Origin of the sequence: Actinomadura sp. NPDC049382, from assembly GCF_040677125.1 — a bacterium.
GTDB classification, from domain to species: domain Bacteria; phylum Actinomycetota; class Actinomycetes; order Streptosporangiales; family Streptosporangiaceae; genus Spirillospora; species Spirillospora geliboluensis.
In genome coordinates this window covers 1-15,110 of the sequence record NZ_JBFARO010000173.1, presented here as the reverse complement: position 1 = coordinate 15,110, position 15,110 = coordinate 1, and the positions used below count along the sequence as shown (strand labels likewise).

11 protein-coding genes are annotated in these 15,110 nt (G+C 71.1%); 5 read left to right on the top strand and 6 right to left on the bottom strand.

The window, feature by feature from the left end:
- Positions 1 to 144 precede the first annotated feature (144 nt).
- Positions 145 to 1,329 (bottom strand): M50 family metallopeptidase, encoded by a 1,185-nt coding sequence (locus tag AB0K34_RS43065; RefSeq protein WP_364554375.1) that lies wholly within the window; start codon positions 1,327 to 1,329, stop codon positions 145 to 147.
- A gap of 130 nt (positions 1,330 to 1,459) precedes the next feature.
- On the opposite strand from AB0K34_RS43065, the gene AB0K34_RS43060 reads away from it, so the two are divergent.
- The 5 genes from AB0K34_RS43060 (at position 1,460) to AB0K34_RS43040 (ending at position 8,298) form a co-directional block, all read left to right on the top strand.
- Positions 1,460 to 2,398, top strand: a complete 939-nt coding sequence (locus tag AB0K34_RS43060) for a PD-(D/E)XK nuclease family protein (protein WP_364554374.1) — start codon at positions 1,460 to 1,462, stop codon at positions 2,396 to 2,398.
- A 251-nt stretch (positions 2,399 to 2,649) separates the two neighbouring features.
- Complete coding sequence (locus AB0K34_RS43055) at positions 2,650 to 3,816, top strand: sensor histidine kinase (RefSeq protein WP_301177776.1); 1,167 nt, start codon at positions 2,650 to 2,652, stop codon at positions 3,814 to 3,816.
- Positions 3,817 to 3,978: 162 nt separating this feature from the next.
- Entirely contained in the window at positions 3,979 to 4,659 is a 681-nt protein-coding gene (locus tag AB0K34_RS43050; RefSeq protein WP_301177775.1) for a response regulator transcription factor, read from the top strand.
- Positions 4,660 to 4,984: 325 nt separating this feature from the next.
- Positions 4,985 to 5,797 (top strand): ABC transporter ATP-binding protein, encoded by an 813-nt coding sequence (locus tag AB0K34_RS43045; RefSeq protein WP_364554373.1) that lies wholly within the window; start codon positions 4,985 to 4,987, stop codon positions 5,795 to 5,797.
- Positions 5,794 to 8,298 carry an ABC transporter permease gene (locus tag AB0K34_RS43040; RefSeq protein WP_364554372.1) on the top strand — a complete coding sequence of 835 codons (2,505 nt, stop codon included), beginning with the start codon at positions 5,794 to 5,796 and terminating at the stop codon, positions 8,296 to 8,298. Before AB0K34_RS43045 ends, AB0K34_RS43040 begins: the two co-directional genes overlap by 4 nt.
- Positions 8,299 to 8,498: 200 nt before the next feature.
- Here the strand turns inward: AB0K34_RS43040 and AB0K34_RS43035 are convergent, their stop codons facing one another.
- The 5 genes from AB0K34_RS43035 to AB0K34_RS43015 all read right to left on the bottom strand — a co-directional run bounded on the left by AB0K34_RS43035 (position 8,499) and on the right by AB0K34_RS43015 (position 14,662).
- A complete protein-coding gene (locus AB0K34_RS43035; protein ID WP_138639963.1) occupies positions 8,499 to 9,545 on the bottom strand; it encodes a dipeptide ABC transporter ATP-binding protein in 1,047 nt (348 codons plus the stop codon).
- A 122-nt stretch (positions 9,546 to 9,667) separates the two neighbouring features.
- On the bottom strand, positions 9,668 to 10,735 hold the full coding sequence (locus AB0K34_RS43030) for an ABC transporter ATP-binding protein (protein WP_301177772.1): 1,068 nt from the start codon (positions 10,733 to 10,735) through the stop codon (positions 9,668 to 9,670).
- Entirely contained in the window at positions 10,735 to 11,748 is a 1,014-nt protein-coding gene (locus AB0K34_RS43025) for an ABC transporter permease (protein ID WP_138639957.1), read from the bottom strand. Before AB0K34_RS43025 ends, AB0K34_RS43030 begins: the two co-directional genes overlap by 1 nt.
- Positions 11,749 to 11,855: 107 nt before the next feature.
- Entirely contained in the window at positions 11,856 to 13,616 is a 1,761-nt protein-coding gene (locus AB0K34_RS43020; protein WP_301177771.1) for an ABC transporter substrate-binding protein, read from the bottom strand.
- Positions 13,617 to 13,669: 53 nt separating this feature from the next.
- Positions 13,670 to 14,662, bottom strand: a complete 993-nt coding sequence (locus AB0K34_RS43015; protein WP_138639958.1) for an ABC transporter permease — start codon at positions 14,660 to 14,662, stop codon at positions 13,670 to 13,672.
- Positions 14,663 to 15,110 lie beyond the last annotated feature (448 nt).

Genomic DNA, 15,110 nt, shown 5'->3' with positions numbered 1-15,110 from the left:
TGTTCAGCGGCGCCGGCTGCCCCGTGCTTTATATTTTTGTCCACCCGCCCCCACACACCTGGGGGGCCCCCGCCCGGCCCCCCCCCGCGGCGCGCCCGGCGGGGGCCGGGCGCGGGCGCGGGTTCGAGCGCGGGTTCGGGTGGGTCAGACGCCGGTGAAGGCGTGGTCGACGTCGCTGACGGCGAGGACGCCGTAGAGGCGGCCGTCGGGTTCGACGAGGAGGTATTCGGAGGCGGGGGCGCGGCGGAGGGCGTCGAGGAGGTCGTCGCCGGCGAGGTCGGCGGGGAGGGTGAGGTCGTCGTGGACGCCGCGGGAGAGTTCGCCGGCGGTGACCCAGGGGCGGCGGTGCTCGGGGGTGGCGGTGACGGCCTTCTCGTTGACGAGGCCGAGGGGGTGCCCGTCGTGGTCGGCGATGACGATGGCGCCGGCGTGGTCGGCGTGGGCGCGGCGGATGGCCTCGGCGAGGGGGGTGTCGGCGGTGACGAGGGTGGCGCGGCGGGCGAGGCGGCGGGCCGACAGCAGGGGGATGCGGTCGCGGACGCGTTCGGCGCGGATGGCCTGGGTGGCGCCGACCCAGATGAAGGAGGCGATGAGGGCGGACCACAGGAGGGCGAGCCAGCCGATGCCGCCGTCGGCGGCGGTGGTGGTGTAGGTGGCGAGGTAGGCGCCGGCGACGAGGCAGCCGATGGCGACGGCGCGGCCGACCCAGCCGGCGATGATGGCGCCGCTGCGGGCGCGTCCGGTGGCCTTCCAGACGGCGGCGCGGACGAGGCGGCCGCCGTCGAGGGGGAGGCCGGGCAGGAGGTTGAACAGGCCGACGAGGAGGTTGGCGAAGGTGAGGGCTTCGAGGAGCAGGAGGGCGACGTCGGGGAGGGCGAGGGTGGCGTGGGCGAGGAGGCCGAGGCCGGCGAGGACGAGGTTGGTGAGGGGGCCGGCGAAGGCGATGAGGAATTCGCGGCCGGGGGTGGGGGCCTCGCGTTCGATGGAGGTCTCGCCGCCGAGGACGTGGAGGGTGACGGAGCGGACGGGGAGCCCGAAGATCTTCGCGGTGACGGCGTGGCTGAGTTCGTGGACGAACACGGAGCCGTAGAGCAGGACGGCGTAGGCGAAGGCGACGAGGTAGCTGAGGGGGCGTTCGACGACGCCGTGGACCTGGCCTTCGAACATGACGGTGACGAGGACGGCGACCAGGAACCAGCTGGGTGAGACGTAGACGGGGACGCCGAGGACGCGGCCCATGGAGAGGCCGGGTCGGGGGGTGCGGCCGTTGTCGTGGCCGGGGCCTCCGGCGGGTGTCCTGCCCTGGGTCGGGGGCGCGCTGTTCGTCACGTCTTCGATGCTACGGCCCCCGGCGGGCGGGCGGTGCCGCCGGTCGGGGCGGCCGGGGCGGGGCGGGTACTGGGCGGGTGCGGGGCGGGTGCGGGATTTTCGTCGGGGGTGTCGCCTAGTCTGCTGTGCCATGACGACGACCGATGCGGGTAGTGAGGCGTCCGTTCCGTCCGCGCGGGACGGGGGCGCGGGGGGCGTCGCGGTGGTGGGGTCGTTGTCGCCGTCCCGCGCGGGCGATTTCATGACGTGTCCACTGCTGTACCGGTTCCGGGTGATCGACCGGATCCCGGAGCGTCCGAGTGCGGCGGCGGTGCGGGGGACGCTGGTGCACGCGGTGCTGGAGCGGCTGTTCGACCTGCCGACGGGCGGGCGGACGCCGGAGGCGGCGCTGGGGATGCTGGGGCCGGAGTGGGAGCGGCTGCTGGCGGAGGAGCCGGAGCTGGCGGGGCTGTTCGCGGACGGGGAGGCCGGGGACGCCGAGCGCGCGGAGTGGCTGGGGCAGGCGCGGCGGATGGTGGAGCGGTACTTCGCGCTGGAGGACCCGCGCCGGCTGGAGCCGGCGGAGCGGGAGCTGTTCGTGGAGACGGTGCTGGAGTCGGGCCTGAAGCTGCGGGGGTACATCGACCGGGTGGACGTGGCGCCGAGCGGCGACGTGCGGATCGTGGACTACAAGACGGGGACGGCGCCGCGGGCGGATTTCGAGGCGCGGGCGCTGTTCCAGATGAAGTTCTACGCGCTGGTGCTGTGGCGGTTGCGGGGGCGGGTGCCGCGGTTGCTGCAGCTGATGTACCTCGGCAACGGCGAGATCCTGCGGTACGAGCCGGATGAGGCGGATCTGCGGGCGACGCAGCGGAAGGTGGAGGCGCTGTGGGCGGCCATCCGCCGGGCGATGGACAGCGGCGAGTGGCGGCCGCGCACGGGCCGGTTGTGCGACTGGTGCGACCACAAGGAGCGGTGCCCGGAGTTCGGGGGCACTCCCCCGCCGCTGCCGGAGGTGCCGGTGCGGCGCCCGTCGCCGGCTGATCTCGAGGTCTCCGAGGGCGCGGTGCGCGAGCACGGGGACCTGTAGGGCCCGGGGCCGCGCCCGGCCCGGCCCGGCCCGGAGCGGGGTGCAGGTGCCGGGCGGCGCCGGGTGCGAGTGCCGGGCGGTGCCGGGGGCGGAGGCACCGTCCGCGGGGGCGGTGCGGGCTCATCCTTGGGGATGACGGCGGATCCGCGTTCAGGATGGGCCGGGACCTGCCGGGACCTCCTAGGGTGAGTGTCGTGTCACCCCGCATCCGTGGTCTTCATGCCGCTCGCGCCTGGCTGCAGGCGCGTCCGATGGCGGCCGACGCTCTGCTGGCCGTCGGGCTGCTGCTGGTGGGGGTGCCGCAGCTGTGGCTGCAGGAGTTCCCGCAGGGCGAGGAGTTCGCGGGGTTCCGGTCGCCGGACGGGTGGAACGCGCTGCTGGTCGTCGCGGTGACGATGGCGCTGGCGTGGCGGCGGCGGCATCCGCTGCCGGTGCTGCTGTTCATCATCGCCGGCGAGCTGGCGATGGCGGTGCTGCACTATCCGCCGAGCGTGCCGGACGTGGTGGCGTTCCTGATCGCGGTGTACAGCGTGGCGGCGCACCGGGGGCTGGCGCAGAGCGCGCTGGGCGGGCTGATCGGGTTCGTGTACTTCCTGGTGTACCTGCTGGTGCTGCCGGTGTCGGCGGAGCCGGTGGTGATCATCACCGATTCCGCGCTGGTGATCGGCGTGTGGATGCTGGGGCGGAGCCTGCGGCTGCGGCGGGCGTACTTCGCGGAGCTGGAGGACCGGGCGGCGCGGCTGGAGCGGGCGCGGGGCACCGACGCGCGGGCGGCGCGGATCGAGGAGCGGTCGCGGATCGCGCGGGAGCTGCACGATGTGGTGGCGCACCATGTGAGCGTGATGACGGTGCAGGCGGGCGCGGCGCGGCGGATCATCGACCGGGATCCGGGGAGCGCGCGGGAGGCGATGTCGACGATCGAGGAGGTCGGGCGGACGGCGCTGAGCGAGATGCGGCGGATCGTGGGGGTGCTGCGCACGGACCGGGACGCCGAGCAGGCGGGCCGGGAGCTGGCGCCGCAGCCGGGTCTGGGGGATCTCGGGGAGCTGCTGGACCATGTGCGGGAGACGGGCCTGTCGGTGCAGCTGTGGATCGAGGGTGAGGCGCGGCCGCCGTCGCCGGGGGTGGACGTGGCGGCGTTCCGGTTGATCCAGGAGGCGCTGACGAACACGTTGAAGCACGCGGGTCCGCAGGCGCGGGCGTGGGTGCGGCTGTACTACGGCGACGGCGACCTGACGGTGGAGGTCGAGGACGATGGGCGCGGCACGGCGACGATCATGGCGGACAACGGGGACAATCCGGGGCACGGCTTGGTCGGCATGTACGAGCGTGTGGCGCTGTACGGTGGCGAGTTGAGGATCGGTCCGCGGGTCGGCGGCGGGTTCGGTGTGCGGGCCCGTTTCCCCCTGGAGGCGTGAGTCCCGCTTGGGGCGTGTGCTCCCGGCTTGTCGGTTGCCGGTGGGCGGGAGGGTAGGCAGGAGCGTCGTGAGGCGAGGAGCGGGAACGATGGAGCGACCGTGCGGGTGGCGGGGCGGCCGGGTGCGGCCGGCCGGGGCGGCGCGTGCGGCGGGGGTGCCGCGATGACGGCGGTGCGGGTGCTGCTCGTCGACGACCAGCCGCTGCTGCGGACGGGGTTCCGGCTGATCCTGGAGGCGGAGGCCGACATCGCGGTGGTCGGCGAGGCCGGGGACGGCGCGGCGGCGGTGGAGATGACGCGGTCGCTGCTGCCGGACGTGGTGCTGATGGACATCCGGATGCCGGGCGTGGACGGGATCGAGGCGACCCGGCGGATCATCCGGGAGGGCGCGGCGTCGCATGATCCGAAGGTGCTGATCCTGACGACGTTCGACCTGGACGAGTACGTGATCGAGGCGGTGCGGGCGGGGGCGTCGGGGTTCCTGCTGAAGGACTCGCCGCCGGAGGACCTGGTGCAGGCGATCCGGATCGTGGCGGCGGGCGACGCGATCGTGGCGCCGTCGGTGACGCGGCGGCTGCTGGACAAGTTCGCGACGCGGCTGCCGGCGGTGCGGGACCAGTCGCCGCCGCCGGGGCTGGACACGCTGACCGAGCGGGAGCGGGAGGTGCTGTCGCATGTGGCGCGGGGGCAGTCGAACGCGGAGATCGCGGCGGAGCTGGTGGTGAGCGAGACGACCGTGAAGACGCATGTGGGGAACGTCCTGGCGAAGCTGGGGCTGCGGGACCGGGTGCAGGCGGTCGTGTACGCGTACGAGACGGGTCTGAGCAGGCCGGGGCAGAGCTGAGCGGCGCTCCCCCCTGCACTCCCCCGGGGCTCCCCCGCGCCCCCGTCCCGTCCCGTTCCGGTGCGGGCGTCGTGGCAGGTCGGGGCGGCGGTCCCCGGCCGGTTTCAGGGTCGGTCCCTGAGGCGACCCCGGGGTCGGCGCCGCGAGGACTACTCCCGAAGGACGACGGGTGGAGGGTCCCTCCTGCCTCGGGTGGACCGGCAAGTCCGTTCCTGGGGCGCATCATTCGGGTCCGCGGGGCTTCTAGGGTTCTGGGTGTCGGATCGCCCGGGGGCTCGGTGCGCGGTCCGGTCCCATCCAGTCCACTCACTTACGGGAGTCTTCAGTGACGAACACCGCCCCTTCGACCGCCGGCGCGCAGTCCGCGCCCGGGGCGGGCGACTTCGCCGCACGGACCCAGCAGATCGCGAAGGTGTACGGGCGCGGCGACGCCCAGGTCGTCGCGCTCGACGGGGTCACGGTCGGCATTCCCCGCGGCCGCTTCACCGCGATCATGGGCCCGTCGGGGTCGGGCAAGTCCACGCTGATGCACTGCATGGCGGGGCTGGACTCGGTCGACTCCGGGCAGGTCTTCATCGGCGGCACCGAGCTGACGGCGCTGAAGGACAGGCAGCTGACGCGGCTGCGCCGCGACAAGATCGGTTTCATCTTCCAGGCGTTCAACCTGGTGCCGACGCTGACGGCGCTGGAGAACATCACGCTGCCGATGGACATCGCGGGCCGCAGGCCCGACCCGGAGTGGCTGAACGTGGTGATCGACACGGTCGGGCTGCGGCCGCGGCTGAAGCACCGTCCGGCGGAGCTGTCGGGCGGTCAGCAGCAGCGGGTGGCGTGCGCGCGGGCGCTGGCGTCCCGCCCGGAGATCATCTTCGCGGACGAGCCGACGGGGAACCTGGACTCGCGGTCGGGCGCGGAGGTGCTCGGCTTCCTGCGGGACTCGGTGCGGCGGATGGGCCAGACGATCGTGATGGTGACGCACGACCCGTCGGCGGCGGCGTACGCCGACCAGGTGCTGTTCCTGTCGGACGGGCAGATCGTCGACACGATGGCGGAGCCGACGGCGGAGCGGGTGCTGGAGCGGATGAAGGGCTTCGACGGCGCGGCGCCGGCGGCGGGCGCGGAGGTCTCGGCGCGATGATGCGCAAGGTCACGCTCCGCAACCTCGCGGCGCACAAGATCAGATTGGTGCTGACGGCGGTCGCGGTGATCCTCGGCGTGGCGTTCGTCGCGGGCACGCTGATCTTCACCGACAGCATGAACAAGCAGTTCGACGACCTGTTCAGCCGGATCGGCACGAACGTGGCCGTGGACGTGCGGGCCAAGAAGGTCGGCGGCGGCGACACCGACGGCTACGCGGCGCAGCCGGTCCCGGCGAGCGTCCTGAAGGCCGTCCAGGGCGTCGAGGGCGTCAAGGACCCGAAGGGGAACGTCAACGGGTACGCGGCGGTCGTCGGCAAGGACGGCGAGCTCGTCGGGACGGCGCAGAACGGGCCGCCGCAGCTCGGCGTGAACTGGACGGGCGGCGACGGGACCTACGAGCTCGCGTCGGGCCGCGCCCCGCGCGGGCCGGGCGAGGTCGTCATCGACGCCGCGACCGCGAAGAAGGGCGAGCTCGCCCTCGGCGACACCACGCAGGTGCTCACTGCGGGCCCGCCCGCGCGGATGACGGTCGTCGGGCTGATCGACACCGGGAACCTGATGGGCGCGACCGTCACCGGGTTCGACACGCCGACGGCGCAGAAGCTGATGCTGAAGCCCGGGTACTTCTCCGACGTCGAGATGGGCTCGTCGGGCCCGTCGCAGGAGGAGCTGCGGGAACGGGTCGCGAAGGTGCTGCCGCAGAACATGGAGGCCGTCACCGGCGAGGAGCTCCGCGAGGAGTCCAAAAGCGACATCGCGCAGATGATGGGGTTCTTCCGGACGTTCCTGCTGGTGTTCGCGCTGATCTCGATCTTCGTCGGGGCGTTCATCATCTTCAACACGTTCTCGATGCTGGTCGCGCAGCGCACCCGTGAGCTGGCGCTGCTGCGCGCGATCGGCGCGGCGCGCGGGCAGGTGACGCGGGCGGTGATCGGCGAGGCCGTCGCGGTCGGCGTGGTCGGGTCCACGCTGGGCCTGGCGGCCGGTGCGGGGCTGGCGTCGCTGCTGCAGACGCAGATGGGCGACGCCGGGCAGGGCGGCCTGACGTTCACCGTCACCCCGGTGATCTGGTCGTACGCGGTCGGGATCGTGGTGACGGTGGTGTCGGCGTACTTCCCGGCGCGGCGCGCCGCGAAGATCCCGCCGGTGGCGGCGATGCGCGACGACGTGGCGCTGCCGCAGCGGTCGCTGCGGATCCGGGTGGCGCTCGGGTCGCTGCTGACCCTGGCCGGCGCGGGCCTCATCGGGGTGGGGCTGGCCGGTGGCGGCGGCAACCCGGTCGCGCTGGTCGGCACGGGCGCGTTCGGGGTGTTCATCGGCGTCGCGATGCTCGCGCCGGTGATCAGCGTGCCGGTGCTGAAGGTGCTCGGGGCGCCGTTCGCGCGGCTGATGGGCTCCCCCGGGCGGCTGGCGCGGCAGAACGCGCTGCGCAACCCGCGCCGCACCGCGGCGACGGCCGCGGCGCTGATGATCGGGCTGGCGCTGATCACCACGGTGAACGTGCTCGGCGCGACGATGCGGGCCTCGATCGACGAGCAGGTGGACGCCCAGTTCGGCGCGGACTACCTGGTGCAGTCGCAGGGCCCCGGCGGGGTGAACGCCGAGGCGCGGCGCAAGATCGAGCAGACGCCCGGGGTGGTCTCAGTGTCGCCGACCTACGACGCCCGCGGCGAGATCAAGGGCAAGGACGTCTACTACCTGGCGGGCGACCTGCCGGCGCTGGCGAAGGCCGCGCGGCTGAAGATGGTGTCGGGCACGGCGTCGGCCGGGCCGGCGTCGATCATGGTGGACGAGGGCACCGCGGAGGACCAGGGCTGGAAGGTCGGGACGGCGGTGCCGATGCGGTTCACCGACGGCCGGACCGAGCAGCTGACGCTGACCGGCGTGTACGCCAAGAGCGACATGATCGGTCCGCGGCTGGTGTCGGAGCAGGCGTACCTGCGGCACACGGTGCGCCCCGCGGCGTCGATCATGGTGGTGGACGCGGCGCGGACGGACGCGGCGACGAAGTCGGCGCTGGACGCGGCGGTGAAGGCGTACCCGAACCTGGAGGTCGCCGACCAGGCGAAGCTGAAGGACGACGCCCGCAAGCAGGTCGACGGGTTCGTGACGTTCCTGACGATCCTGCTGATCATGTCGGTGATCATCGCGGCGGTGGGGGTGGTGAACACCCTGGCGCTGTCGGTGATCGAGCGGACCCGGGAGATCGGGCTGCTGCGCGCGATCGGGATCTCCCGGCGGCAGCTGCGCCGCATGATCCGGCTGGAGTCCATCATGATCGCGGTGTTCGGCGCGGTGCTCGGCATGGGCATCGGGGTGGCGTTCGGCGCGGCGCTGCAGAACGCGCTCGCCGACCAGGGCCTCGGGGTCCTCGCCGTCCCGTACGGGACGCTGGGGGTGTACCTGGTGATCGCGGCGCTGATCGGTGTCCTGGCGGCGCTGTGGCCCGCCTGGCGGGCGGGGCGCATGGACGTCCTGAAGGCCATCTCCACCGAGTAGCCGGCGAGCGCGCCCGGCACCCGCAGCCGGGAAGCCGAAAGGACCCGGTCCCTCCAGTCGGAGGGGCCGGGTCTTCCTCGCCTGAGTTCTTCCGTACCGAAAAGGGCCCGGTCCCTCCGCGTGGAGGGGCCGGGCCCTTTTCGTTCGGTTCTTCCGTGCCGTTCGGCCGCCGGCTGTGCGGCCGGGGCGGCGCGGGCGTGCTACTCGGTCTCGTCGGCCGCGGCGGTGGCCGCGCCGGGCGCCACCGCGGCCTTGGCGACCGCGTCGGTCGCGCTGACCGTGGTGTTCTCCGGGAAGTGGCAGGCGGCCTGGTGGCCGGGGCTGAGCTCGACCAGCGGCGGCTCGACCTGCTTGCAGATGTCCTGCGCCTTCCAGCACCGGGTGTGGAACCGGCACGCGGGCGGCGGGTCGAGCGGGCTCGGCACGTCGCCCTGCAGCCGGATCCGCTCCCGGCCGGCGCGCTCGCTCGGGTCCGGGATCGGCACCGCCGACAGCAGCGCGTTGGTGTAGGGGTGCATGGGCCGCTGGTACAGGTCCGCCCGGTCCGCCACCTCGACGATCTTGCCGAGGTACATGACGGCGACGCGGTCGGAGATGTGCCGGACGACCGACAGGTCGTGCGCGATCACCACGTAGGTGAGGTCGAGCTCGTCCTGCAGGTCCTCCAGCAGGTTGACGACCTGCGCCTGCACCGACACGTCCAGCGCCGACACCGGCTCGTCCGCGACGATCAGCTTCGGCTTGAGGGCGAGGGTCCGGGCGATCCCGATGCGCTGCCGCTGCCCGCCGGAGAACTCGTGCGGGTACCGGTTGTAGTGCTCGGGGTTGAGGCCGACGAGCTCCAGGATCTCCTGGACGGCCTTCTTGACGCCCTGCTTGGCCTCGATGTTCTGCAGCCGGAACGGGGCCCCGACGATCGCGCCGACGGTCTTGCGCGGGTTCAGCGACGAGTACGGGTCCTGGAAGATCATCTGGAGGTCGCGGCGGAGCGGCCGGAGCCGGCTCTGCGACATCCGGGTGATGTCCTGCCCCTCGAACTTGATCGTCCCGAAGCTCGGGTCCAGCAGCCGCATGATCATGCGGCCGGTGGTGGACTTGCCGCAGCCGGACTCCCCCACCAGGCCGAGGGTCTCGCCCTTGCGGACCGAGAACGTCACGCCGTCGACGGCCTTGACCGCCGCGACCTGCCGGCGCAGCAGCCCCGCGGTGACGGGGAAGTGCTTGCCGAGGTTGTCCACCTCCAGCAGCGGCTCGCCCTCCGCGGGGCGCGCCGCCGCGGGCTCGGCGGCCGCGGCCGGGGTCGTGCCGGCCGGGGTCTCGCCGACCGGGGTCTTCGATGTGCTCACAGTCTCGTTCCCACCCGTGCTCGTCACAGCTTCGGCCGGATCTCGTCGTTCCAGATCTCGCGCTTCTTCTCCAGCGGGAGGTGGCACGCCGCCTTGTGGCCGGGCTCGACCTCGACCAGTTCGGGTCGCTCGGTCGTGCTCTTGTCGCCGTTGAGGTCCTTGTAGGGGCAGCGCGGATGGAACGCGCACCCGGACGGGACGTTGATCAGGCTCGGCGGCGACCCCTTGATCGGCATGAGCCGCTCGCTGCGCTCCCGGTCCAGCCGCGGCATCGAGCCGAGCAGCCCCCACGTGTAGGGGTGCAGCGGCCGGTGGAAGGCGTCCTCGACGGAGGCGTACTCCACGGCGCGGCCGGCGTACATCACCAGGATGTCGTCCGCCAGCTCGGCGACCACCCCGAGATCGTGGGTGATCATGATGACGGCGGAGTTGAACTCCTGCTGCAGGTCGCGGATCAGGTCCAGGATCTGCGCCTGGACGGTGACGTCCAGCGCCGTCGTCGGCTCGTCGGCGATCAGCAGCTCCGGGTCGCAGGACAGCGCCATCGCGATCATCGCGCGCTGCCGCATGCCGCCGGAGAACTGGTGCGGGTAGTCGTCGACCCGCTTGTCCGGCTTGGGGATGCCGACGCGGCCGAGCATGTCGATGGCGTGCTTGCGCGCGACCTGCTTGGACACGTCGTTGTGGACCCGGTACGCCTCGATGATCTGCGCGCCGACGGTGTAGAAGGGGTGCATCGCCGACAGCGGATCCTGGAAGATCATCGCCATGTCGCGGCCGCGGAGGCGGCGCACCTCGGTCTGCGAGGAGCCGACGAGCTCCTTGCCGTTCAGCCAGATCTCCCCGGACACGTCGGCGTTGCGCTTGTTGTGCAGGCCGAGGATGCCGAGGCTGGTCACGCTCTTGCCCGAGCCGGACTCGCCGACGATGCCGAGGGTGCGGCCGCGCTCCAGCTGGAACGACAGGCCGTCCACCGACTTCACCAGGCCGTCGTCGGTCGGGAAGTGGATCTTCAGGTCGCGGACGTCGAGGAACGCGGTGGGAGCCTCGCCGGTGTCCGCGGTGCCCGCGGCGGGCGCGGTGCCGGTCATCAGCTCAGCCTCACTCTCGGGTCGACGACGGCGTACAGCAGGTCGACGATCAGGTTGATCACCACGATGGAGGTCGCCGTGAGCAGCGTGATGCCGAGCACCATGGGCAGGTCGCCGCCGTTGATCGAGGTGATCGCGAGCTGGCCCAGCCCGGGGATGCCGAAGGTGTTCTCGGTCAGCACGGCGCCGCCGAGCAGCAGGCCGAGGTCGAGGCCGAAGATCGTGAGGATCGGCGTCAGCGAGGCGCGCAGGGCGTGCTTGGTGACGACGGTCTTCTCCGGCAGGCCCTTGGCGCGGGCGGTGCGGATGTAGTCCTCGTTCATCGTCTCCAGCATGCCTGCTCTGGTGAGCCGCGCGTACATCGCCGCGTAAAGGAACGCGAGCGTCACCCATGGCAGCACCAGCGACTGGAACCAGGTCACCGGGTTGGTGGTGAGCGGCAGGTAGCTGCCGCCGCCCGGGAAGATCTTGAAGGTGTAGGAGAACAGCGCGAGGGAGACCAGGCCGGTGAAGTAGATGGGCAGCGACACGCCGCTCAACGCGATGATCATCGCGGCCCGGTCCCACAGCGAGCCCCTGCGCAGCGCCGACACCACGCCGGTGGTGATGCCGCCGACGAGCCAGACGACCGCCGCGCCGAGCGCGAGGGACGCCGTCGCGGGCGCCCGGTCGAGCAGCGTCTCCAGCACCGGCTGGCTGCTGCGGTAGGAGTAGCCGAGGCAGGGCGCCGGGCAGTGGTCGGTCACCGGGCCGGCCTTGTAGTCCTTGCCGACGACGATGGCCTTCAGGTACTCGCCGTACTGCACCACGACCGGCTTGTCGAGGCCGAGCCGCTCCTTGGTGTCCTGGATCGCCTCGGCCGTCGGAGCCTTGCCGACGTAACCGGCCGCGATCTGGTCGGTGGTCTGACCGGCCAGCTTGGGCAGCCAGAAGAAGATGCCGAAGGTCACCAGGCTGACCAGCATCAACATGAGCACGGCACCGATGAGGCGCCGGATGAGGTATGGGAACACACTGCGCGGCCCCACCCGCCGGCCGTGGCCGGGCCTGTAGGCCCGGTCACGGCCGGGGGGCTTTCGCCTTCACCTGCCTTCAGATGGACTCACGGACGAGCGGAGTGTTACTCCACGCCCATGTTCAGGTAGTCGTACATGCCGCCGTAGGCGTAGGTGATGCCGGCGTTGGTGACGCGCTTCGGCCGGTACATCAGCGCCTTGGCGTAGATCAGCGGCACCTCGGTGGCGGTCCCCATGATCAGCTTGTCGACCTCGCCGTACGCCTTCATCCGGGCCGCCTTGTCGGGGTTGGCGATGGCGGCGTCGAGGCCCTCGTTGACCTTGGGGTCGTCCAGCTCGGCGAGGTTGTTGCCGCCGGACGGCTTGATGGCGTCGCCGTGCGCGATCTGGGCGAGGAAGCCGTAGCCGGTCGGCCAGTCCGCCGCCCACGCCATGATCATCATGCCGACGCCGTGCTCGTGCACGTACTTCGGCACGCCGACGTACTTGCTGAAGTAGTCACCGGCCGGGAACTGCACCAGGTCGACCTTGATGCCGACCTTGGCCAGGCTCTGCTGGATCGCCTGGGCCATGGCGACTTCCTTCGGCCGGTCGGACCGGGCCGAGATCTTGGTGCTGAAGCCGTTGGGCTGGCCGCAGGCCTTCAGCTCCTCCTTGGCCTTGTTCATGGTGGCGTCGTCGAGGCCGTTGCCGCCCGCGGCCTGCTTCTGCGGGTACAGGTCGAACTTGGTGTAGCCGTCGACCGAGGGGGGCAGCACCGTGGTGGCGATGTCACCGCCGGCCAGCGGGCCTCCGTAGGCGGTCTGCGCGGCGACCTTGTCGGTCGCGTACTGCACGGCGATCCGGCAGTGGACGTTGTCGAGCGGCTTCACGTGCACGTTCAGCGACATGAACCGCAGGAAGCCCTGGACGGGGTTGTCCACGTACGGCTTCTGGTCGTCGGCCAGCACCTTGGGCTGGGTGCCCGACTGGACGCCGACACCGGCCATGTCCATGTCCAGCGAGCCGGCGAGCAGCCGCTGGTCGATGTCGTCCGCGTTCTGCTTGAGCTGGATCTCGATCTTGTCGGGCAGGGCCTTGCGGATCGGGTCCGTGCTCTGGTTCCAGTGCGGGTTGCGCGACATCGTCATGGACTTGCCGCGCGTGTAGTTGTCGACCTTGTACGGGCCGGACGAGACGATCGCGTTCTCGTACTTCAGGCCGGTGTCCTTGGCCTTCGGCACGGGCATGGTCTGCGACATGGCGACCAGGTAGTCGAACTCGGCGAACGGCTCGTTCAGACGGAAGACGATCGTCTGGTCGTCCGGGGTCTCGATCGACTTCAGGCCCTCGTCGGACTTGTCCTTGTAGGGGCCCTTGTAGGCGGGCTTGTTGTCGACGAGGTACTGCTTGAAGTACTTCGGCCCGGACTGCAGCTCGGCGCTGAAGTTGCTGCGCTCGACCGCGTACTTGACGTCCTTGGAGGTGACCGCGGTGCCGTCGTCGTACTTGACGCCGGTCCGCAGCTTGTACGTCCAGGTCTTGCCGCCGTCGCTGGAGGTGCCCAGGTCGGTGGCGAGGTCCGGGATGACCTCCAGGCTCTCCTTGCCGGCGGCGGGCTTGAACGTCGTCAGGCCGCGACCGTACAGGCGGGAGAGGTTCTGCGAGTAGGCGTAGTACGTGTTGCCCGGGTCCGGCGAGTCGAAGTCGTCGGACTCGGCGAGCTTGAGGGTGCCGCCCTTCTTGTCCGACTTGTTGACGACCTCGTTGACGCCGGCGTTGTAGCCCGGGCCGCTGCCCGAGCCGCCGTCCGAGTCGCCGCCGCCGCAGGCGGCGAGCCCCGCGGCCGCGACCACCCCGGCCGCGAAGACCGCGATTGGTCTCATCTTGTTCATGTGCAGGCGCACCCCTTCAAATAGACGGGTCCGATGGACCCGAGTCACTTGGACCGAGGGTCGAGAGCGTCCCGCAGCCCGTCACCGAACAGGTTGAAGGCGAGGACGGTGATGAAGATCGCCATACCGGGGATGATCATGTACATCGGGTCCGAGGAGTAGATCGGCACGGCGAGCGTGAGCATCCCGCCCCACGACGGAGCCGGCGGGATGACGCCGACGCCGAGGAACGACAGCGCCGCCTCGAACAGGATGTTGGTCGGGATCAGCAGGGTCGAGTAGACCAGGATCGGCGCGACCAGATTCGGCAGGACTTCCTTGAACAGCACGTAGGAGTTCCGGGCGCCCATGCTGCGCGCGGCGTCCACGAACTCGCGCTCGCGCAGCGACAGGGTCTGGCCCCGGATGATGCGGCCGATGTACGGCCAGTTGAAGAACCCGATGACCACGATCAGGACCGAGACGCGCAGCCCGTTGCCCGACAGCCCGAAGGCCCCGTCGGACATGACGCCGACCAGCGCGATCGCGAACAGCAGCAGCGGGAAGGCCAGGAAGGCGTCCATGGCGCGGCTGATGAGGTAGTCGACCCAGCCGCCGAAGTAGCCGGCCAGGATGCCCATCACGGTCCCGATGAGCACCGACAGCAGCGTCGCGAGGAACGACACCAGCAGCGAGATCCGGGCGCCGTGGACGATGCGGGCCAGCAGGTCGCGGCCGGTGCCCGGCTCGACGCCGAACCAGTGGTCGCTGCTGATGCCCGAGTGCCAGAAGCCGCTCTTCGGACGGTTGTAGGTCGGGTCGATCAGGTTCTGGTGGTAGGCCAGCGGGTCCTGCACGAAGTACGGACCGAAGATGGCCAGCAGGATCAGCAGGATGACCACGACGGCGCCGGTCAGCGCGACCTTGTCGCGCTTGAGCCTCATCCAGGCGATCTGACCGAGGGAGCGTCCCTGGATCTTCTTGCTGTCGACACCGACGAGGACCGATTCCGGCTGCGCCTCGGTGTCGGACCCGGTCACCTCAATGGGTGCGGCCACGCTCCATACCTCCTACCGTTCGGCCACTGGTTCGGCCTTGCCGCCGGCGTCCGGCCGGCGGGGCCGCGGAGATCATCCGCTGCCCCCGTGCCCGTTACGCCGCGTTTGCTGAAGGGAAACGTAGTCCTTCGGGCAAGACTGTCCATCCGTGAAGCGGGCTTCGCCAGTACCCGTATCTGACTTGTGATCTCGTCGTCATCTGGGGCACACGCGTCCGCACACCACTTCGGACAAATCGCCCGAATAGTACGTTCAACTCCACCCGGACAGGCAACTCGACAGCGGTCTAGACCGCCAAGCTTTACCGTACCGAGTCCGATCTGAGACCGATTCTCCGCAGGTCAGCCCACTGGAGCAACACGCGGCCGGCACGGGCAAGTCCACGATGGTCGATCACATCGCGAACTACTTCAACGACAAGGCCAAGCTCTTCCTGGCTCACACCAAC